This is a genomic window from Duganella sp. Root198D2 (assembly GCF_001428585.1).
In the GTDB taxonomy this organism is placed as follows: Bacteria; Pseudomonadota; Gammaproteobacteria; order Burkholderiales; family Burkholderiaceae_D; genus Rugamonas.
This window is the reverse complement of the sequence record NZ_LMIC01000010.1, coordinates 114,515-132,652: the sequence shown is the minus strand read 5'-3', so window position 1 is coordinate 132,652 and position 18,138 is coordinate 114,515. Positions and strand designations below refer to the sequence as shown.

23 protein-coding genes and 1 pseudogene are annotated in these 18,138 nt (G+C 65.2%); 20 read left to right on the top strand and 4 right to left on the bottom strand.

Translation table 11 applies throughout. The annotated features are described in order from the left end of the window. From ASE26_RS32000 to ASE26_RS11650, 4 genes and pseudogenes are all read right to left on the bottom strand, one after another. Positions 1-578: IS66 family transposase zinc-finger binding domain-containing protein (locus ASE26_RS32000; RefSeq protein WP_200960812.1), on the bottom strand; the 578-nt coding region annotated here is incomplete at its 3' end. A gap of 43 nt (positions 579-621) precedes the next feature. Further along, entirely contained in the window at positions 622-1,044 is a 423-nt protein-coding gene (tnpB, locus tag ASE26_RS11660; RefSeq protein ID WP_200960811.1) for an IS66 family insertion sequence element accessory protein TnpB, read from the bottom strand. Beyond that, positions 1,044-1,334 carry a hypothetical protein gene (locus ASE26_RS11655; RefSeq protein WP_055933640.1) on the bottom strand — a complete coding sequence of 97 codons (291 nt, stop codon included), beginning with the start codon at positions 1,332-1,334 and terminating at the stop codon, positions 1,044-1,046. Before ASE26_RS11655 ends, tnpB begins: the two co-directional genes overlap by 1 nt. A gap of 168 nt (positions 1,335-1,502) precedes the next feature. Further along, positions 1,503-2,177 (bottom strand): annotated as a pseudogene (locus ASE26_RS11650) (IS5 family transposase); the annotation flags it as partial. A 1,457-nt stretch (positions 2,178-3,634) separates the two neighbouring features. On the opposite strand from ASE26_RS11650, the gene ASE26_RS11645 reads away from it, so the two are divergent. From ASE26_RS11645 to fliP, 20 genes are read left to right on the top strand one after another with little or no spacing between them, the layout of a single operon-like run. Next, positions 3,635-4,339 carry a flagellar hook-basal body protein gene (locus ASE26_RS11645; RefSeq protein ID WP_057246278.1) on the top strand — a complete coding sequence of 235 codons (705 nt, stop codon included), beginning with the start codon at positions 3,635-3,637 and terminating at the stop codon, positions 4,337-4,339. Positions 4,340-4,342: 3 nt separating this feature from the next. Further along, on the top strand, positions 4,343-5,119 hold the full coding sequence (flgG, locus tag ASE26_RS11640) for a flagellar basal-body rod protein FlgG (protein ID WP_055927402.1): 777 nt from the start codon (positions 4,343-4,345) through the stop codon (positions 5,117-5,119). A gap of 8 nt (positions 5,120-5,127) precedes the next feature. Next, complete coding sequence (gene flgA / locus ASE26_RS11635) at positions 5,128-6,072, top strand: flagellar basal body P-ring formation chaperone FlgA (protein ID WP_055927403.1); 945 nt, start codon at positions 5,128-5,130, stop codon at positions 6,070-6,072. Between the two features lie 6 nt (positions 6,073-6,078). After that, positions 6,079-6,657, top strand: a complete 579-nt coding sequence (locus ASE26_RS11630) for a flagellar basal body L-ring protein FlgH (RefSeq protein WP_082507182.1) — start codon at positions 6,079-6,081, stop codon at positions 6,655-6,657. 5 nt (positions 6,658-6,662) lie between these two features. Further along, positions 6,663-7,784, top strand: coding sequence for a flagellar basal body P-ring protein FlgI (locus ASE26_RS11625; protein ID WP_055927410.1), 1,122 nt, complete (start codon positions 6,663-6,665; stop codon positions 7,782-7,784). Between the two features lie 10 nt (positions 7,785-7,794). Beyond that, entirely contained in the window at positions 7,795-8,157 is a 363-nt protein-coding gene (locus ASE26_RS11620; protein ID WP_055927414.1) for a flagellar basal body protein, read from the top strand. Next, positions 8,158-8,592: a flagellar basal body rod protein FlgC gene (flgC, locus tag ASE26_RS11615; protein WP_055927417.1), complete on the top strand. Its 435-nt coding sequence runs from the start codon at positions 8,158-8,160 to the stop codon at positions 8,590-8,592. Further along, positions 8,589-8,894 (top strand): flagellar hook-basal body complex protein FliE, encoded by a 306-nt coding sequence (fliE, locus tag ASE26_RS11610; protein ID WP_055927420.1) that lies wholly within the window; start codon positions 8,589-8,591, stop codon positions 8,892-8,894. Before flgC ends, fliE begins: the two co-directional genes overlap by 4 nt. A gap of 3 nt (positions 8,895-8,897) precedes the next feature. Then, positions 8,898-10,355, top strand: a complete 1,458-nt coding sequence (gene fliF, locus ASE26_RS11605) for a flagellar basal-body MS-ring/collar protein FliF (RefSeq protein WP_057246277.1) — start codon at positions 8,898-8,900, stop codon at positions 10,353-10,355. Continuing rightward, the gene (locus ASE26_RS11600; RefSeq protein ID WP_055927425.1) at positions 10,352-10,852 is read left to right on the top strand and encodes a hypothetical protein; all 501 of its coding nucleotides are present in this window, start codon (positions 10,352-10,354) and stop codon (positions 10,850-10,852) included. The genes fliF and ASE26_RS11600 overlap by 4 nt, the downstream gene beginning before the upstream one ends. Further along, entirely contained in the window at positions 10,840-11,703 is an 864-nt protein-coding gene (locus ASE26_RS11595; RefSeq protein ID WP_055927428.1) for a FliH/SctL family protein, read from the top strand. Before ASE26_RS11600 ends, ASE26_RS11595 begins: the two co-directional genes overlap by 13 nt. Beyond that, positions 11,703-13,013: a FliI/YscN family ATPase gene (locus ASE26_RS11590; RefSeq protein ID WP_055927432.1), complete on the top strand. Its 1,311-nt coding sequence runs from the start codon at positions 11,703-11,705 to the stop codon at positions 13,011-13,013. The genes ASE26_RS11595 and ASE26_RS11590 overlap by 1 nt, the downstream gene beginning before the upstream one ends. After that, positions 13,010-13,471, top strand: a complete 462-nt coding sequence (locus tag ASE26_RS11585; RefSeq protein ID WP_055927435.1) for a flagellar FliJ family protein — start codon at positions 13,010-13,012, stop codon at positions 13,469-13,471. Before ASE26_RS11590 ends, ASE26_RS11585 begins: the two co-directional genes overlap by 4 nt. After that, on the top strand, positions 13,468-14,361 hold the full coding sequence (locus ASE26_RS11580; protein WP_156409917.1) for a hypothetical protein: 894 nt from the start codon (positions 13,468-13,470) through the stop codon (positions 14,359-14,361). The genes ASE26_RS11585 and ASE26_RS11580 overlap by 4 nt, the downstream gene beginning before the upstream one ends. Beyond that, positions 14,361-14,765: a flagellar hook assembly protein FlgD gene (locus tag ASE26_RS11575; protein ID WP_055927438.1), complete on the top strand. Its 405-nt coding sequence runs from the start codon at positions 14,361-14,363 to the stop codon at positions 14,763-14,765. The genes ASE26_RS11580 and ASE26_RS11575 overlap by 1 nt, the downstream gene beginning before the upstream one ends. Positions 14,766-14,780: 15 nt before the next feature. After that, positions 14,781-15,953: a flagellar hook protein FlgE gene (locus ASE26_RS11570; protein ID WP_055927442.1), complete on the top strand. Its 1,173-nt coding sequence runs from the start codon at positions 14,781-14,783 to the stop codon at positions 15,951-15,953. Beyond that, positions 15,953-16,732, top strand: a complete 780-nt coding sequence (locus ASE26_RS11565; RefSeq protein WP_055927445.1) for a FliM/FliN family flagellar motor switch protein — start codon at positions 15,953-15,955, stop codon at positions 16,730-16,732. The genes ASE26_RS11570 and ASE26_RS11565 overlap by 1 nt, the downstream gene beginning before the upstream one ends. Then, entirely contained in the window at positions 16,729-17,073 is a 345-nt protein-coding gene (gene fliN / locus ASE26_RS11560; RefSeq protein ID WP_055927448.1) for a flagellar motor switch protein FliN, read from the top strand. The genes ASE26_RS11565 and fliN overlap by 4 nt, the downstream gene beginning before the upstream one ends. Further along, positions 17,070-17,393 carry a flagellar biosynthetic protein FliO gene (locus ASE26_RS11555; protein ID WP_055927453.1) on the top strand — a complete coding sequence of 108 codons (324 nt, stop codon included), beginning with the start codon at positions 17,070-17,072 and terminating at the stop codon, positions 17,391-17,393. The genes fliN and ASE26_RS11555 overlap by 4 nt, the downstream gene beginning before the upstream one ends. Next, positions 17,390-18,133 carry a flagellar type III secretion system pore protein FliP gene (gene fliP / locus ASE26_RS11550; RefSeq protein ID WP_055927457.1) on the top strand — a complete coding sequence of 248 codons (744 nt, stop codon included), beginning with the start codon at positions 17,390-17,392 and terminating at the stop codon, positions 18,131-18,133. Before ASE26_RS11555 ends, fliP begins: the two co-directional genes overlap by 4 nt. Positions 18,134-18,138 lie beyond the last annotated feature (5 nt).

Below are 18,138 nucleotides of genomic sequence, written 5' to 3'. Positions count from 1 at the left end.
CAGGCGTATTGCGGGCGGATATGGCGATGCACGAAGAAACGTGCTGGTTCCACATCGAGCTGCTCACTGATGTCCTCACCGATCTTGACCAGGTCACGGCCGCAGGCCTCGCATTGGCAGGACTCCGGTTCGTGGCGATGCTCGATGCGCGGCAATTCGGCTGGCAATGGTTGACGACCGGCCCGGCTGCGCGGCGTGGACTCTCGCTTGCCCTGCAGTTCGTTCAGTTCCGCTTCCAGTGCCGCCAGGTCGCTAGCCAAAGCCTCGCCAAACAACTCAAGCTGCTCCCCGCTATATGCTTCGCTGGCCTTACCAAATTTGATGCGCTTCATGTRCGCCAGCTCCAGTGTCAGCGCCTGGATCTTCACGTCTTTGGATTTCCCCGCCGCGAGCATTTCACTCTGTTGAACCTGCAAGGCCTGCAGCTGAACATCCTGCTCGGCAAGCCGCGCGCCAGTTTCGGCGAGCTGCCCGCTCTGCTGCGCAATTTGCTCATCCTTCTGAGCCAGCATTGCCTTAAGCTGCGCAAGCAGCGCAGGGTCGGCATTGTTGCGGGCTAGTTGTTCGAGCAAATCCATGCAGCGATGTTAACAGAACGGATTGCCGGTTAACAGGTCCTGCTCACAATTTCCATGCCGCCGGAGGCGGCGCCGACAGGCGCTGCCAATCCACACCCGCCACCAACCACTGCCATTGCTCACAGGTCAATTCCCACGCTGTGTCACCGGCTTGCGGCCAGACGAACTGGCCGCGATGCAGGCGACGAACGCACATCCACACGCCGTTGCCATCCCAGCACACCACCTTCAGGCGCGTTTGGCGACGGTTGCTGAACACGTAGGCCGTGCCGTCGCAGGGTGCCTTGCCCAATGCCTGCTGCACATACAGCGACAGGCGGTCAACGCCGGCGCGGATGTCGACGGGCTGCGTCGCCAGCCAGACCGAATTTGCCTGCAGCTGCATTACAGGCTGCGCAGCAGCTCGGCCACCCAGCCCGCCGGCGTGCCTCGTCGCCAGCCAGACCGAATTTGCCTGCAGCTGCATTACAGGCTGCGCAGCAGCTCGGCCACCCAGCCCGCCGGCGTGCCTGCAGGTACTTCGATGGACCAGCCTTGCGGGGCGCGCACTAGCAATGCTGGCGCAACAGGCGCTTGCTTGACCACCACCGGCATCACCGAGGCTTTCGGCGCCTCACTGCTTAAGCGGCGAACCCAATATCCTACTTGGCGCACCGGGTAACCTTCCTCCAGCGCGAATGCTCGCTGTGACATGCCGCTCTTGCGCCAGCGCGCTACTCGCTCCCGCCACAGCAATTCCCGTTCAGTGTTTGACATCCCCATCTCCAAAGTAAAAATCGGAGTATGGGTTGGCAAATCACGCTTTCACAGGTGGATCGGCTGCACGCTTACNAATTCCCGTTCAGTGTTTGACATCCCCATCTCCAAAGTAAAAATCGGAGTATGGGTTGGCAAATCACGCTTTCACAGGTGGATCGGCTGCACGCTTACGATCAGACCGTGGCGGTTGTCGCTGAGCGTGTGGCCCATATAGCGCAATTCGCTGCCGGTGTTGTTGCCCTTGCGGTACAAGCGGGAATCCGGATCGGTTTTCGACTGGTGGGTGTCGTTGCTGCGCTTCTCGCCTTTGAAATTACCGCCGTCACCTTTGCCTTCGTCATCGTCTTTGCGCACGAAGCTCTTGTGGCCGGCCCACGCCTGGATCAGCGTGCCGTCCACGCTGAAGTGTTCCCCCGAGAGCCATTCCTTTTTCTCAGCGATGGCCAGCACCTCGTTGAAAAATTCGACCACGGCATCGTGCTTGATCAGGCGCTCACGATTCTTGGTGAAGACGGTGGGCACCCATACGGCGTCGTCCATGGACAGCCCGATAAACCAGCGAAACAGCAGGTTGTACTGGACCTGCTCCATCAACTGGCGCTCCGAGCGCACGCTGTACAGCACTTGCAGCAGCATGGCGCGCAACAGCTTTTCCGGCGCAATGCTCGGGCGCCCACCTTTGGTGTCGGCCTCGTACATCTCGGTGAATAGACCGTTCATTCGCTCCAGCGCCGTATTGGCCATCTTGCGGATCACGCGCAATGGATGATCCGCCGGGATGAAGTCCTCCAACTTACGCATGGTGAACAGGCTCTCGGTGAAGGTGTCGGCGCCGCGCATTGAGTCTTGGATCTGGAAAATGGGATGTCAGGATAACATTGGCTGCACCGCATCGGGTACGATGGGGAGACAGTATTTCAGCAGCCTGCTAGTACTGCGGACGTCATAGGTTGCTCGATTGACGCCAGGCGACTATCGATGGCGTGATGCATTCGGCAATGCAATCGGGTCTAGCTTGACGGAACAGTTGTGGCCGACGTCCTGCAAGCTGCTCAAGCGGTAGCGACCACCCTGGGGGTCGAATTTTCCGCTATTTCCTATCTGCCAGCTGACATCGCATATTGGATGAGGGGACCACGAGGGATGCTCGCACATCGACAGCTAAGGGGATTTCGTATGGTGTCGATGGGATGCGTGAACTCAAACATGGGGCGCTCACAGAGCTTGAAAGCCGTGGAGTGGATGTTGTGAGACGTGGCGATGCATGGGCCCTGCGTCGGGCCGCAGCAAGTCATGTGTTCGTCGATATGATGTTACTAGGAGACCCGCAGGAACTTGCGTTAGCAGTTGTTGGCGGAGAGATCGCCAAGCCAGTGCTTGGAGCACAACAAGAGCAATGTGGCGCGTGCTTCCCGACAATTTCAGTAAGCCGATTTCCGAACTCGTCACGTCCGGATCTTCACAGTTCGAACGAATGAATGGAGGTTTAAGGACGCCTGCGAGTCGAGTGCTCGACGATGCGCAAATCGAACGATTGACTTAAGAGTTTATCAAGGTCGGTGGCGATCCAGCAAAACTCCGGTTCAACAGTGGCCCACAAACATCTTATCTAGATGAGCTTGACGTAATTCGTGTCCGCGGGGATGTGTTTTCAGTTGATGACGCGCTGCACCCGAGGTCGAGCATGTCAGGCCGAGCTACTGGCTTCAAGCTAACGGCAAGGCGAATTTAGCGTCTCAGGGCTCGCCTTTAGAAAGTCGGTTGGTGCCCAATTCGAAGAGTCGGCCGAATCTGCGGCCGGCTCACGGTGAGTTTGATGCAAGCACCAACTATTTGCGGTCGGATTGCATGATGCATTCGGCAATGCGCTAGGAAGTAGCGTGTCGGAAGAGCTGGATCAGTTACCCCAGTTGAATGAGCTCAATCGAATCCTAAGAGCTACCCAAGGCCGAATTGAAGTCGATTCGCGCGTCCCGCGATCCGCAATTGAGCGTCGGATCCTTGTCTTCACGCAGTTCACCTCGCGCAACAATACTGTCGTGTGAGGAGGGCAGGAACAACTGCATGACGATAGTATTTGCGATTTGCTAACATAAATTGCACACAATGTTGCAACTACCACTAAAACTGTATCTACTTTGAAAATAGAGTGTGCATTTTTCAAGAATATGTATCAAATTGTGACAATTGGATAGGATTTGCGTTTCATCCCGCGGCTAAGATCGGCGTTCTTGTTGGGTGTCAAATGAACGTGTCATCTTAGTAACAACGCCGTTGCGCGGGAAAAGGATCATCAGTTGGACGTCACAAAGATCGCTGCAGAAGGCATGCAGCAAGATCTGCTGCGAATGCAGAGCATCAGCCAGAACATCGCCAATGTTCTCACTCCAGGTTACAAGCGCCAGATAGCTGCGCAACAGGGATTCTCCGTACAGGTTGAAAAAGGATTGGCGGTGCAGCCGGGGTCCACGATCGATGCGCGCGCCGGTACCATGCGCTTCACCGGCTTGCAGACCGATGTTGCAGTCGAGGGCGAAGCATTCTTTGAAGTGGCGACGCCGGATGGCCCGCGCTACACCCGCCAGGGCGCACTGCGTGTTGACGCAGGTGGCCGCCTGGTTGGCGCCAACAATTTCCCCATCATGGGTTCCAGTGGCGACATCGTGCTCGCCGGCGGGCCTTTTACCGTCGATTCGTCCGGACAGGTGTTCCAGGACGGGCGCGTCGCCGGTCAGCTGAAGCTTGTGTACTTCCGCGAGGCGCAGCGCCTGGAGCCGGTAGGCTCGGGCATGTACGCGCAAGGCGGCGCTTCGCTCGAAACCGCTGCAGCCACCGTGGCTGCGCGGGTGCGCTCCGGCTATCTGGAAAATTCCAACGTCGATAACGCCCGTGAAATGGTCAGCCTGACTGAGACGGTGCGCCATTTCGAAGCCCTGCACCGCATCTCCCAAGGCTATGACGAGGTCCTTGGCTCAGCAATCAGAAAGCTCGGAGAGTTTTAAGCAATGAATGACGCGCTCTATATCGCTGCAACTGGCATGAACGTGCAACAGCGCAGTGTCGACACCATCGCCAACAACCTGGCGAACGTGAATACGCCCGGCTTCAAGAAAGGCCGGGTCAACTTTGAGGATATGGTTTATCGCGCACTTGGCGCGCCGGCGGGGCAGGCGGATGCTGCGCGTCCTGCATGGCAGGGCAGCGGCGTCGGCATGCTGTCGCTGGTGAAGCAATTCGCCCCCGGCGAGTTGCGCAAGACCGAACAGCCGCTGGACATCGCGATCCAGGGCGAAGGCTTTTTTGAAGTCAACGCTACGGACGGCACCCCGGCATACAGCCGCGGTGGTTCGCTGATCGTTGACAAGGACGGCTTCCTGTCGACTGCGGATGGCCATGTGCTGAAGCCTGGCATCCACGTCGGCCTGGATGCGTTGGAAATCACCGTCAAGCAAGATGGCCGGGTTCTGGTGCGCAACCGTGAGGGCGGCTCTTCCAACGAAGTCGGCCGGATAGAGCTGGTGCGCTTTGCCGATACCCAGGGCCTGGTCGCCCTTGGCGGCAACCTGTATCGCCCGTCGGCGCAGTCCGGCGATGCGATCCTGGGACGTGCCGGCGAAGATGGCCTGGGCGGCATTGCACAAGGCTTCCTGGAGTCCTCGAACGTCAAGCTGGTCGAAGAGATGGTGGACCTGATGGCGGCGCAGCGCGCCTATGAGAGCAACGTCAAGGTGATCCAGGCTGCCGACGAGATGCTCGCGATGAGCAATAACCTGCGCAAGTAATCGTTGTCATGCGGTTTTGGGCGGGCTTGCTGTTCCTGCTGGCGGTGAACGCCACGGCCGCCGAGATCGTACTGGAACTGCGCAAGGAAGCGTCGGTGCGCGGCCCGATGGTCACGATTGAAGAACTGGTAGTGATGGATGCCAGCCATGCCGCGCTGGCCGCGACGCCTGTCGGCAGGGCGCCGCTGGCCGGGCAGAGCGCTTTGCGCAGCCGGCAGGAATTGGCCGATGTGCTGGCCCGTCAGCCGGGCTGGCGCGGCAAGCAGGTCGAATGGCGCGGTGCGGAGGCAGTGCGCGTGCGCACCGAGGCCGTGGCTTTGCCAGGCGAACGGCTGGTGGCGGAGGCGGAGCGTTACCTGCGCGAACATTTCGGCAGCCGCTACGCGAGGCTGGAGGCCGCGCCGGCAGCGGAAGTGCCGGAAGTCGCTGTTCCTGTAGGCGACCTTGCGCTGCAAGTGCGTCCGCTGCCGAACGCACGCTTGCCCGGGCGCGTCGCGCTGTGGATTGATGTTTTGGCCGGCGGTGCGGTGCAGCGCTCCATTGTGGTGCCGATGCGGATCTCGGCCTGGCAGGAAGTGCTGGTGGCGCGAGGGCCTTTGGCCGAAGGCGCCGGCATCGGCCAGGGCGAGGTGGAAGTAAAGCTGGAGCGCGTCGAGGCCATCGGCGACGAGCCGGCGGAGCCGGATGCGCTGCAGCGGAACGGCCGGCTGCGGCACGCAGTCAGTGCGGGGCAAGTGCTGTTGCGGAAGGATTTGGCGCCCGCTAACGCTGTATTGCGCGGCGACAGGGTGCGGCTGGTGGCCGGCAGGCCTGGAATGCAGGTTGAAGTGGGCGCGGTGGCCGAGGCCGATGCGCTGGTAGGACAAACAATCGCGGTCAGGCCGGCAAACGGCGGCGGCGTAGTGATGGCGCGGGTGACCGGGCTGGGTGAAGTCAGGCTGGATGAAAGATAAAGAAGAATGAAGAGCAGGATGTGGAATTGGATGGGGGCGCTGATGCTGGCACAGGCTGCCGTGGCGCAGGCGACCAGCCTGTATGATCCGGTGGCCTACCAGGCCCTGACTTCCGATTTGCGGCAGCGTAAGGTCGGCGACCTGATCACCGTCATGGTCTATGAGAACTCAAGCGCCAGCAGCACCGCGAATACCAGCGCGGGCCGCGAAGCTGGCATCGGCCTCGCCGCACAAGGCACCGGCGGCAAGCGGGTCGCGGCGTCGGTGCACACCAATAACGATATGGACGGGCGCGGACGCACCGAGCGTGAAGGCCGCGTGCTGGCGCAGCTCACCGTCTCGGTCCGCGAGATCACGGAATCGGGCGACCTGATGGTGGCGGGCGAGCAGGTGCTGGAAGTGAACAATGAGCGCCAGCAGATCAAGGTCGAAGGCCGCATCCGTCCGCAAGATGTGTCGGCGGCCAATGTCGTGCTGTCGACGCGCATCGCCAATGCGCGCATCAGCTATGCGGGCGAGGGCGACCTGGCCGCAATCCAGCGGCCCGCCTGGTGGCAGCGTTTCCTGACCCTGTTTGGCTTGTAATCCCTATGCGTCAATTTATTCTGCGCGCCATGCTGGCGCTGGCGGGGCTGTGCGCCTGTGTGCAGGTGCAGGCCGAAACGATTCGTATCAAGGACCTGGGCAAGGTCTCGGGCTGGCGTGAAAACGCGCTGACCGGCTACGGCCTGGTGACCGGCCTGGCCGGCACCGGCGATTCCAGCCGCAACAAGGCAACCCGCCAGTCGATCGCCAATATGCTGGCGCGCTTCGACATGACTGTAGTTGCGGAAGATGTGCAGAGCCGCAACGCCGCTGCCGTCATGGTGACGGCCAGCCTGTCGCCTTTCGCACGGGAAGGCGATACGCTGGACGTGACCGTCACTTCGCTGGGCGATGCGCGCAGCCTGGTGGGCGGAACGCTGATCCTGGCGCCGCTGAAGGGGCCGGACGGCAAGGTTTATGCGCTGGCGCAAGGAGCGCTGACTGTCGGCGGCTACAAGTACGACATGAACGGCAATGTGCAGCAGAAGAACCACCCGACGGTGGCTTCCATTCCAAGCGGTGCGACGGTGGAGCGGGGTGTGGTCAATGACGTGACCCTGCAGGGCAACAGCGTCACCTTCGTGCTGTCCGAGCCGGACTACACGACAGCCAGCCGTGTCGCCGCAGCGATCAACCGCGGCCTGGGCGGCAACCTGGCGACGGCGCTCGATCCTTCCGGCATCGAAATCAATATCCCGGAAGCGCGCCGCTCGCGCCTGAACGATTTCCTGATGGCCGTCGAAAACGTGTCCGTGGAACCGGACCGCCGTGCGCGCGTGGTCATCAACGAGCGCACCGGCACCGTGGTGGCGGGCGGCGACGTGCGGATCTCCAAAGTGGCGGTCTCGCACGGCGAGCTGAAAGTGAGCATCCTGACCGACAACACCGTGTCGCAGCCGCTCCTGGTCAGCAATACCGGCGCGGGCGTGCGCACCGCGCAGGTGTCGAACAGCCGGGTGGACGTCGAGGAGCGCGGCGAAACGGGCCTGGTGACTGCCGGCGGCAATACCGTCGCCGACCTGGTGCAGTCGCTCACGCGCGTCAAGACCAATACGCGCGACATCATCTCGATCTTGCGGGCAGTGAAGGCGGCAGGCGCCTTGCACGCGGAACTGATCGTTCAATAAGGACTGGATTATGCAATCGATTATCGAATCGGGCACCGTGGACCTGTTGCGGCTGGCGCTGGATGCGTCCATCATGCGCCAGCAGGCCATTGCCCACAATATCGCCAACGCCAATACCCCCGGCTACCAGCGCATGGGCGTCAGCTTCGAAGCCCAGGTGGCGCAGCTGATGGACCAGCAGAAGGCCGGCACGCCAACGCTGCCGATGGCGGCCTTGCGCCCGGAGTTCGTGTCCATCGGCCAGGAGCCGGTCTCGCTCGACACGGAAATGGCTTCGCTGGCCGAGAACACCCTCCACCACCAGGCTCTGCTCAAGGCCCTGAGCAAGCAAATGTCGCTGGTGAGCACAGCGATCAACGAGGGAAAACGCTAAATGGACTATCACGCGCTCTTCCAGATCAGCGCCAGCGGCATGGCGCTGGAAAAACTGCGGCTCGATACCACCGCCGCCAATATCGCCAATATGAACGTCGCTTACGCACCAGGCGAAGCAGGCTACCGCCCGATGCGCGTGGTGGCGCAAACCGCGCAACTGGGATTCAGCCAGCAATTCGGCAGCATGTACCGTGCCGTGGGCGGCGTGCAGTCCATGAGCGTGGTGCAGGAGTCGGCGCCGCCGCGCCTGGCGCATGAACCGGGCCACCCGCTCGCCAATGCGCAGGGCATGGTTGCCTATCCGGGCGTCAACCACACGCAGGAAATGGTCAATATGACCGCCGCGCTGCGCGCCTATGAGGCGAACGTCGCGGCCATGAACGCTGCCAAGACCATGGCGGCGCGGGCACTGGACATCGGAGGCCAGCAATGACTTTGGAAGCGATCGGCGCGATCGGCGCCGTGGATGCGCTGGACACAGTGGCGCCGGCAACGGCACAGGCGGCAGCGCCGGAAGGCAGTTTCGGCAGCTGGTTTGCGCAGGAAATGGGCGTGGCCAATACGCGCGCGGCAGAGGCAGACCTGGCCGTGCGCCAGCTGGCGGCCGGCGAACCGGTCAGCCTGCACGATGTGATGATCAAGCTGGAAGAGGCGAAGCTTTCCTTCCAGCTGCTGGCCCAGGTGCGCAACCGCGTGCTGGAAGCCTACCAGGAAGTAATGCGTACCCAGGTGTAATTGATGACGATGATGCAGATGTGGAGCGGCATGGCGCCGCGTGCCCGGACGGGATTGGCGGCGGGCGTGGTGGCGATAGTCGCGCTGGTGGCTGCGCTTGGCTTCTGGGCCTACCGGTCCGACTACCAGGTGCTGTTCTCCGAAGTAGCGGCGGCTGATGCGGCGGCGATGACGGCCGAACTGGACAAGCAGAAAACGCCTTACCAGCTGGCGGACGGCGGCTCGACCATCCTGGTCCCGAAGGACCTGGTGTACAAGACGCGCTTGAAGCTGATGGGCAAGGAAATGCCGCTGCACGGGGCGGTGGGATTCGAAGTATTCAATAACGCCGACTTCGGCATGACCGAGTTCGTACAGAAGGTGAACTACCAGCGCGCCATCCAGGGCGAACTGACCCGCACCATCCTGTCGATCGAGGAGATCCAGGCCGCGCGCGTGCACCTGGCCTTGCCTGAACAGGGCCTGTTCCGCAAGAGCGGCACCAAGCCCAAGGCCTCGGTGACGGTCACCATGAAGCAGGGTCACGCGTTGGCGCCGGAACAGGTGACCGGCATCCAGCGCCTGGTCGCCGCGTCCGTGCCCGATATTGTGGCGGCCGACGTGACGGTACTGAACCAGCAGGGCGTGGCGCTGACCCGCGTCGCAGCGGAACAAGGTGGCGAGCAATTGTCGATAGCGCAGCTGGACCTCAAGCGCGGTACCGAAGACTACCTGGCGAAAAAAGTCAGCCAGGTGCTGGACCGTACCTTCGGCGCGGGCGAGGCCGTGGCCAGCGTCGACGTCCTGCTGAACCTCGACCAGACCAAGGTCACGACGGAAGAAGTGCTGCCGGCCCGTGGCGCAGCAGGGGCGGCAGCCGGCGTCATGGTGCGCGAGCGCCAGACCAGCCGTGAAGGCGCGCCGGCCGTCGCCAGCGGCCAGCCAGCCGGCAGCGGCAGCACCCTGACCGAAGCCGATTACCAGGTCGGGCGCCGCGTCGAACAACACGTGCCGGGCAGTGGCGCCATCCGCCGCATGACCATTGCGGTCGTGGTGCGCCAGCCGCTGCGCGCGGAGCAGCAGGAGAAACTGAAGGAAGTGGTGATGGCCGCGACCGGCTTTAGCGCCGCACGCGGCGACGCCGTTGTGGTGCATACGATGGAGCAGTTGCTGACGCCGGCGCAGGCGGCGGGCAATGCGGCGCCCGACGCGCAAGGTGCGCTGGCTGGCTCGGCTGCGGCAAGCGCGGCTTCGCGCGCCTCGGCCGAAGCTGCCGCGGCCACCGGTTCCGTGCCGTGGGCCTTGACCGCCGTCCTTGCAGTGATCGTGGCGGCCGTCGCTGTCGCCTATGCACTGCGGGCGGGCCGCAGGCAGGCGCCGGCTGCGCGCCTGGATCCGGCCACGCGCCAGTTGCTGCTGCAGGATATCCGCAGCTGGATCGCGGCGCCTGCCACTGCGGTGGCGAAGGAGCACAAGCCATGAGTGGACATCGCCAGGCGGCGGCCGTCCTGCACGGATTGGCCGCGGAAGACCGCGACCTGATCCTGGCGGAATTGCCGGCCACGGACCAGGCGGCCCTGCAGGCCTACCTGCAGGAGTTGCGCGAGCTGGGCTTCGAGGGCGGCCCGGATGCGGTGGCGCCAGTGGCGCCGGCGGCCGGCAATCCGCGCGACGTGCTGGCGCGTGCCGGCCTGGTTCCGGTGCAGGCCCTGCTGGCCGCGGAACCTGCATCGCTGGTGGGCCAGTTGCTGGCGCTGGGCCCCTGGTCCTGGGCCGATGAATTGCTGGCGCAAATGCCGGCGGCGCGGCGCGAGGCGGTGCAAGCCGCCGCTGCGCAGCGGCCGGCGCCGGCGCTCGCGCGCTTCCTGCTGGAAGATGCCGCGCGCCGCCTGGCCGACAGCGTGCCTGCCGCGCCTGCCCCGGGCCGCCGAGGCCTGCTGAAACCATTACTGCGCCTGGTGCGGCCATGGACCCGATAATCCGCGCTGCCGACATTGCCAGTGTGCGGCGCCTGGCGCGGCCAGGTTCGGCCGCGCAGGCCTCGCGTGCCGCGGCCCCGGGGCCGGCTGCGGTCCCGGCGGTGGAAGCACTGAAACCGGTGCCGCCACTGGCTGCCGTGCGTCCGGCCATCCCCGGCGAGGAGGAATGGCAGGCCCTGGAGGAGCGCGCCCTGGCCTTGGGCAAGGGCGAGGAGGCGCTGCGCCGCAGCCTGGCCGACCTGGCCGTGCAGCAGGACAAGCTGGCCGGGCGCGCGGCCGAACTCGCGCAGCGCGAACAGGCGCTCGAAGCCGAACTGGACGAACGCCGTGCGGCAGCGGAAGAGCGCGGCTTGCTGGCCGGCGAGGCCAGGGCGCGCGCCGCCGTGGACGCCATGCAGGAAGAAGCGCAGGCGCATGCAGCTGCCCTGGCGGGGCAGGTGCGCAAGGTGCTCGAGAGCCTCGCCGCCAGCCGCGCTGCGCTGCTGGCGGAAGCGGACGACGTGCTGGTGGAAGTCGTGCACGCAGCGCTGTGCCGCATGCTGGGCGAGGGCGGCGCCGCACGGGCGCTGGTCGCCACGGCTGTCGCCGCAGCCTTGCGCGAGGTGCGCGATGGGGAGCCGGTGCGTGTCTACGTCCATCCCCAGGACCTGGAAATGCTGCAAGGCCTGGCCGGCGCGGAAACCGATCCGCGCGTCCAGCTGTTGCCCGACGCCGGCGTCGTGCTGGGCGGCTGCCTGGTCGAAACCGCGCGCGGCACCCTCGATGCGCGCCTGGACCTGCAGATGCAAGCCCTGCGCGAAGCGCTGATGGCGGCGCGCGAGGCGCGCCGCACCGTCCAGGTGGCCGACTGATGCAGCAATACCTCGACGCCGTTCGTGACGCAGCGCTGACCCGCCGCCTGGGCCGGGTGCTGGCCGTCACCGGCCAATGCATCGAGGCGGCCGGCCCGGATGCGGCGGTCGGCGAACAGTGCGAAGTGCTGTTGCCGCGCGGCGAGGGGCGGCTGCTGGCCGAGGTGGTCGGCGTGCGGCCGGGCCGCGTAATCCTGATGCCTTACGGAGACCCGCGCGGCGTCGCTGCCGGCTGCGAAATCGTGGCCAGCGGCAAGGCGCCTGGCATGCCGGTGGGCGAGGCCTTGCTGGGACGGGTGATCGACGCCTTTGGCGCGCCGATCGACGACCTCGGCCCGTTGCCGCCGCTGGCCACGCGCAGCCTGCACGCGGCGCCGCTCAACCCCCTGAGCCGGCCGCGCATCAGCCGCCTGCTCGAAACGGGCGTGCGCGCCATCGATACCATGCTGCCGCTCGGCTGCGGCCAGCGGGTCGGCATTTTCGCCGGCAGCGGCGTTGGCAAGAGCACCTTGCTGGGCATGCTGGCCTGCGGCGTGCAAAGCGACGTCAATGTGATCGCCCTGATCGGCGAGCGCGGGCGCGAGGTGCGCGACTTCGTTGAAAAGCAGCTCGGGCCGGAAGGCTTGCGCCGCAGCGTGGTGCTGGTGGCGACCTCGGACCAGCCGGCCCTGGTACGCATGCGCGCAGCCCATGCCGCCACCGCCATTGCGGAGTATTTCCGCGAGCAGGGCAAGCAGGTGCTGTTGATGATGGATTCGCTGACGCGTTTCGCCATGGCGCGGCGCGAAGTCGGCCTGGCCGCCGGCGAACCGCCGACGGCACGCGGCTACACCCCGTCGGTCTTCGCCGACATCCCGCCGCTGTGCGAGCGTTGCGGCACCAGCGCGGAGGGCGGCGCCATCACGGCGCTGTACACCGTGCTGGTGGAGGGCGACGATTTCAACGAGCCGGTGTCGGACATCGTGCGCGCCACGCTGGATGGCCACATCATGCTCTCGCGCAGCCTGGCGCACGAAGGACACTTCCCGGCCATTGACGTGCTGCAAAGCGCGTCGCGCCTGGCCACCGAGCTGGCAAGCGCGGAAGAGCTGGCCCTGATGGGCGAGACGGTGGACGTGCTGGCGACCTACGAGCGCAACCGGCAGATGGTGGAAATGGGCGCGTACAAGGCGGGCAGCAATCCCGGCATCGACCGTGCCCTGGCCGCCATGCCGGCGCTGCGCAGCGTGCTGCGTCAGCCGGTGGCGGAAGTGGCTACGCGCGCCAGCGCCCTTGGCGGCCTGCAGGCGGCACTCGGGACGCGTGCATGAAGCTGCGCGGATTCCGTTATGCGCTGGAACCGGTGCGCCTGACGCGCCAATGGGCAGTCGACGGCTTGGCGCCGGAGCTGCAAGCAGCCGCTGCGGAGCTGGCCGTGCAGCAGCGCGAGTTGGACCGGCTGCAAGCCCTGGCGCATGCCGCGCAAGCGGAGTGGAATGGGCTGAGCCAGGCCGGCCAGGCCATGCCGGCCGAACGCTTTGCGCAACTGGGCCGCTACCTGGGCGATTGCCGCTTGCGCCAGGCCGTGCAGGCACAGGCCGTCGAGCGGACGGTGCAGGCGCTGGAAGCCGTGCGGCAGCGCATGCTGGCGGCAAGGCGCGAACTGGATGCGGTGGAAGAGCACCGCGACGAAGCGGGCCGGCAATTCCTGCGGCAGCGCCAGGACGGTGACATCAAAGCCGCCGATGAATTGTGGAATGTGTTGAAGTCAGGACGGGGGACAGCATGACAGCGATGATTGATGCAGCGGGCGGTGCGCTCACCGCCCGCAACGGCGATGTGCGCCAGATGGACGGTACGCGCCAGGCGCGCTGGCTGTACGACCTGGAGCAGGCCTTGCTTGAACAGGGATTGAAGCCTTACCAAGCGTCCGACGATGAGCAGCCGGGCGCTCGTGCCGGCCAGGATGCCTTGCCGAACAAGGCGCAGCGTGCCGCATGGGAGCAAGCCGGCCAGGTGGTGCCCGGCGCGGCGCCTGTTGCGGCCCAGGCCCAGGCCCAGGCCCAGGCAGCGGCGCAGCAGCAAGCGGAACCGCAAGCGGCGGCCCAGCCGGCCGCTGCGGCACAGTCTTCGGCTGCGGGCACGCCGGCCTTCGCGCTGGCCCAGCCTGCCCGCACGACGGCGCCGGCGCTGGCCGCGCTGCCGGTGCAGGCTTTGGCAGCGCCGGACCGGCAGCACGAGGCGCAGCCGGCGCAGGCCGGGGTTGATGCCATCGATGCTCCCGCGGCCTTGCGTGGCGCAGCTCCGCTGCAGCGCGCGGCCGTGAACTTGCTGGCAGCGCGCAATGGCGCGCCGGCGGGCGAAAGCGAACTGCAGGAACCGACTCCGTCCAGCCAGCAGGCGCAAGCGCCGGGCGAGCCGTTCGAGAAAAAACTGCTGCACCTGTTTTATGGACGCGACGGCGTGCACGCCTTCGTGCGCGACGCCGAATTGCAGGCGGAACAGATGCGCAGCCTGGCCCAGAACCTGGCCAGTGAACTGGGCGGCGAGGGCAGGCGCCTGGCTTCACTGACGGTAAACGGACGCAAGGTGGATGCCGCGCGCGGCACGGCAAGCGAAGCAGATGACACGGCGCAGTACCAGGCGCCACAACAGGACAGCACAAGGAGCATCAATTAATGGCTATTTCTTCTACTGCGGCAGTGGGCGCGGGTCCCGCATCGCAATCGAGCAATATCGGCATCGAGGATTTCCTGAAAATCCTGACGTCCCAGCTGAATAACCAGGATCCGCTGAAGCCGCTGGAAAACCAGGAATTCGTGGCGCAGATCGCGCAATTTGCGAACCTGGAGCAAAGCCGCCAGCTGAACGTGAAGCTGGACAGCATGCTGAACTACCAGTCCGCCATGCAGTCGGTGGGCATGCTGGGCCGCACGGTGGACGTGGAGCAGGGCAGCGGCCTGGTCACCGGCAAGGTGACGGCGCTGGACGTATCCTCCGGCACGCCGCTGATGACAGTGACCACCACCAGCGGTTCCTTCCTGGAAAAAATCAGCCTGTCCCAGGTCGTCAATATTCGCTAAAACAAGGGAGATTCCATGTTTGATACGCTGTTAATCGGCACGTCCGGCCTGCTGAGCCATGCGAAGGGCCTGAAAGTCGTCGGCAACAACCTGGCCAACGTCAACACGGCAGGCTTCAAGAGTTCGCAGCTGCAGTTTGCCGAGCTGTTCGAGCAGGGCGGCGGCCAGCCGGCGGCCGGGCAGGGCGATGCGCAAGGGCAGGGCGTGGTGGCGCAGGCGACGCGCGTCATGTTCCGTACCGGTACCGACCAGAGCACCGGCAATGCGCTCGACCTGGCCATCGGCGGCAACGGTTTCTTCATCGTCAAGCGCGACGACCAGCTGCTGTACTCGCGCGCTGGGCAGTTCCAGTTCAATGCCGACAACATCCTGGTGAACGCGCATGGCGACAAGGTGCAGACAATGGACAGCAGCGGCCACTTGTCCGACGTCACGCTGGCCGACCTCGAGCACAGCTTGCCGAAAGCCACCGCCGTCGCGAAAATCGGCGGCATCCTGACCAACGTCGTGACCAGCCCGCCGGTGACCGCGGCGCTGAATGGCGTCAGCCTGATCGCGCCGTCCGGTTCCAACGTCACGGTCAACCTGAGCTTCAGCAACGCTGGCGGCGGCAACTATACCGTCAAGGTCACCAATAGCGGCGGCACCGAGGTGGGCAGCGGCACCATCAAATTCGCCAACGGTTTTGCCGTGCCGGGTTCCAGCACCCTGAGCTTCAATTACACCGACGGCACGAACCCCGAGTTCGCGGTGCAACTGGATTTCAACGCGGTACAGAACAACGGGCAGTCGACCCAGCTCGCCATGACCACGCAGGACGGCTTTGGCAGTGGCGTGCGGACCGACCAGACCATTGGCGCCGACGGCACCGTGACGGTGCGCTATTCGAATGGCCAGACCGCCAAGGGCCCGCGTATCGCCCTGGCGGACTTCCAGTCCGAAACGGACCTGAACCAGGTCGCCGGCGGCTTCGAAATGCGCGAAGGCGCGGCGCTGCACCTTGGCTATGCGGGCGACGGCTCGTTCGGCAAGCTGCAGTCGGGCCATCTGGAAGGCTCGAACGTCGACCTGGCCGAAGAATTCGGCAACCTGATCCTGATGCAGCGCGGCTACCAGGCGTCGTCCCATGTGATCAGCACAGCCAATGACATGATCCAGCAATTGTTTGATATGAAGGGCCACCGTTGATGGAAGTCAGTCCATACGCGCTGCTGGGCGCCAGCCGCCTCAGCGCGGTGCGCGACACGCTGGAGCGCGCCCTGTCCGCCTGGGCGGCCGACTGGGGTATGCGCGAACCGGAAGTTGCCGTCGAACGGGCCTGGGAAGCGGCGCCGCACAGCGCGCCGTGGCAGTACGCCCGTGCCGGCACGGACGGGCGCGGCTTGTGGCTGGCCTGGCCGGCGGAGCTGGCAGGACAACTGCAGCGCCAGCTGTTTGCGCCAGACCGGCGCCATGCCCCGCAGCAGGGCCAGCCAGCCATGGCGCTGGCGGCGGCGGATGCGGCGCTGGCCGCGCTGGCCGACGGCATTACACGCGAAGCGCTGGGACAAACCGTGGCGCTTGAAGCGGAGGCGCCGCACGGCTTGCGCGACCACGCGTCGGGCGCCCTGGCGTTCGAGCTGAGGATCGGCAAGCTGGCCTGCCATGGCCTGCTGAACCATGAAGCGGTGCTGCAGCTGGCGCCGCGGCGCGCCGCCGCCACTGCGCTGCCGGCGGTCAGCCTGGTCGCGCTGCTGGCGCAGCAGCCCGTTGCGTTGCAGGTGGCAGTGGGCCAGGCGCAAGTGACACTGGGCAGCCTGTTGGCGCTGGAGGCGGGCGACGTCATCCGGCTGGACAGCCTTGCCGAAGATGCGCTGGCGGTGCGCGACGATAAGGGCCGCCTGCTGTTTGGCGGCCATCTCGGCGTTGCCGGAAACAAGTTGGCGCTGGAAGTGGTGCCTGGAACAAAGAACGGAGTAAAAGCATGAGCAGTACGAGCAAGGGCGGCGCGGCCGCCCAGACGCAGTTGGTGGAACTGGTGCACATCGAGCCGCAGCCGGAGAAGGGGCCAGCCCTGCTGGGCGGCAAGCTGGGCTTGCTGGACAGCGTGCCGGTGACCCTGAGCGTGGTGGTGGGCGAGGCGCGCACGACGGTGGGAGAACTGATGGCCCTGCGAGAACTGTCGGTGCTCAAGATCGACAAGGAAGCCGATTGCCCGGTCGACGTCATCGTCAACGGCAATGTGGTGGCGCGCGGCCACCTGGTGGTGGTGGACGACAATTTCGGCGTGCGCATCAGCGAAGTCGCCCAGGCAAGCGCGCAGGCATGAACAGCCAGGCAAGTTCGACAGCGGCCATCCCGTTCAAGCGCGAGAGCGACGTACCGGTCGGCAGTGCCGTCGGCGGCGGCGTCGGCGTGCTGCTGATCGCCCTGGCTGCGATTGTCGTGGTGCAGGTGCTGCGCAAGAAGCTCAAGCTGGCGCCGCCCGGCGCCGGTGCGCGCCACCTGCGCGTGCTGGAAACCCAGCGCCTCGGCCCGCGCAGCACGCTGGCGGTCGTCGAGTTCGCCGGCCGCCGCTACCTGCTGGCGCAGGGGGAGCATGGCGTCAGCTGCGTCGACAGCGTGCCTGCGGAAAAGGATGCACAATGAAGCGGCCCCACTTTTTGCTGCTGGCCCTGGCTTGCCTGGCGCTGCCGGCCGTTGCCGCCGAGCCTTCGCTGGCCTTGCCGGGCGTACAGGTGCAGCTGGGCAAGGGCGGCACGGACGCTGCGGCGGCCGTCCGCATCTTGCTGGGCTTGACCGTCCTCAGCCTGGCGCCGGCGATCCTGATGTCGATGACGTCCTTCATCCGCATTGCCGTCGTGCTGTCGATGCTGCGCACGGCGCTGGGCATGCAGGACACGCCGCCCAACACTGTACTGATCAGCCTGGCGCTGTTCCTGACCTACTTCACCATGGCGCCGACCCTGAAGCAGGTCAACGAGCAGGCGCTGCAGCCGTACATGGCGGGCAAGCTGTCGACCGAAAGCGCGTTCGACAAGGGCAGTGCGCCATTGCGCGACTTCATGGTGCGGCAAACCCGCGAACAGGACCTGGCCCTGATGGTGGAGCTGGCCAAGGCGGCGCCGCCGCAGGACGTCAGCGACATCAGCATGTCCCAGCTGGTGCCGGCCTTCATGCTGTCCGAGCTGCGCGCCGCCTTCCAGATCGGCTTCGTGGTATTCCTGCCCTTCCTGCTGGTGGACCTGATCGTTTCAAGTGCCCTGATGGCGCTCGGCATGATGATGGTGCCGCCGGCGTCGATCGCCCTGCCGCTGAAGATCCTGCTGTTCGTGCTGATGGACGGCTGGAATCTCGTGGTGCGCTCGCTGCTCGGTACTTTCGCCTAGAACCG

Excerpts from the sequence above, each read along its gene's own strand:
- tnpB (WP_200960811.1), bottom strand. The coding sequence starts at position 1,044 with ATGCAGCTGCAGGCAAATTCGGTCTGGCTGGCGACGAGGCACGCCGGC.
- ASE26_RS11655 (WP_055933640.1), bottom strand. The coding sequence starts at position 1,334 with ATGTCAAACACTGAACGGGAATTGCTGTGGCGGGAGCGAGTAGCGCGC.
- flgG (WP_055927402.1), top strand. The coding sequence starts at position 4,343 with ATGAATGACGCGCTCTATATCGCTGCAACTGGCATGAACGTGCAACAG.
- flgA (WP_055927403.1), top strand. The coding sequence starts at position 5,128 with ATGCGGTTTTGGGCGGGCTTGCTGTTCCTGCTGGCGGTGAACGCCACG.
- ASE26_RS11630 (WP_082507182.1), top strand. The coding sequence starts at position 6,079 with ATGAAGAGCAGGATGTGGAATTGGATGGGGGCGCTGATGCTGGCACAG.
- ASE26_RS11625 (WP_055927410.1), top strand. The coding sequence starts at position 6,663 with ATGCGTCAATTTATTCTGCGCGCCATGCTGGCGCTGGCGGGGCTGTGC.
- ASE26_RS11620 (WP_055927414.1), top strand. The coding sequence starts at position 7,795 with ATGCAATCGATTATCGAATCGGGCACCGTGGACCTGTTGCGGCTGGCG.
- flgC (WP_055927417.1), top strand. The coding sequence starts at position 8,158 with ATGGACTATCACGCGCTCTTCCAGATCAGCGCCAGCGGCATGGCGCTG.
- fliE (WP_055927420.1), top strand. The coding sequence starts at position 8,589 with ATGACTTTGGAAGCGATCGGCGCGATCGGCGCCGTGGATGCGCTGGAC.
- fliF (WP_057246277.1), top strand. The coding sequence starts at position 8,898 with ATGACGATGATGCAGATGTGGAGCGGCATGGCGCCGCGTGCCCGGACG.
- ASE26_RS11600 (WP_055927425.1), top strand. The coding sequence starts at position 10,352 with ATGAGTGGACATCGCCAGGCGGCGGCCGTCCTGCACGGATTGGCCGCG.
- ASE26_RS11595 (WP_055927428.1), top strand. The coding sequence starts at position 10,840 with ATGGACCCGATAATCCGCGCTGCCGACATTGCCAGTGTGCGGCGCCTG.
- ASE26_RS11590 (WP_055927432.1), top strand. The coding sequence starts at position 11,703 with ATGCAGCAATACCTCGACGCCGTTCGTGACGCAGCGCTGACCCGCCGC.
- ASE26_RS11585 (WP_055927435.1), top strand. The coding sequence starts at position 13,010 with ATGAAGCTGCGCGGATTCCGTTATGCGCTGGAACCGGTGCGCCTGACG.
- ASE26_RS11580 (WP_156409917.1), top strand. The coding sequence starts at position 13,468 with ATGACAGCGATGATTGATGCAGCGGGCGGTGCGCTCACCGCCCGCAAC.
- ASE26_RS11575 (WP_055927438.1), top strand. The coding sequence starts at position 14,361 with ATGGCTATTTCTTCTACTGCGGCAGTGGGCGCGGGTCCCGCATCGCAA.
- ASE26_RS11570 (WP_055927442.1), top strand. The coding sequence starts at position 14,781 with ATGTTTGATACGCTGTTAATCGGCACGTCCGGCCTGCTGAGCCATGCG.
- ASE26_RS11565 (WP_055927445.1), top strand. The coding sequence starts at position 15,953 with ATGGAAGTCAGTCCATACGCGCTGCTGGGCGCCAGCCGCCTCAGCGCG.
- fliN (WP_055927448.1), top strand. The coding sequence starts at position 16,729 with ATGAGCAGTACGAGCAAGGGCGGCGCGGCCGCCCAGACGCAGTTGGTG.
- ASE26_RS11555 (WP_055927453.1), top strand. The coding sequence starts at position 17,070 with ATGAACAGCCAGGCAAGTTCGACAGCGGCCATCCCGTTCAAGCGCGAG.
- fliP (WP_055927457.1), top strand. The coding sequence starts at position 17,390 with ATGAAGCGGCCCCACTTTTTGCTGCTGGCCCTGGCTTGCCTGGCGCTG.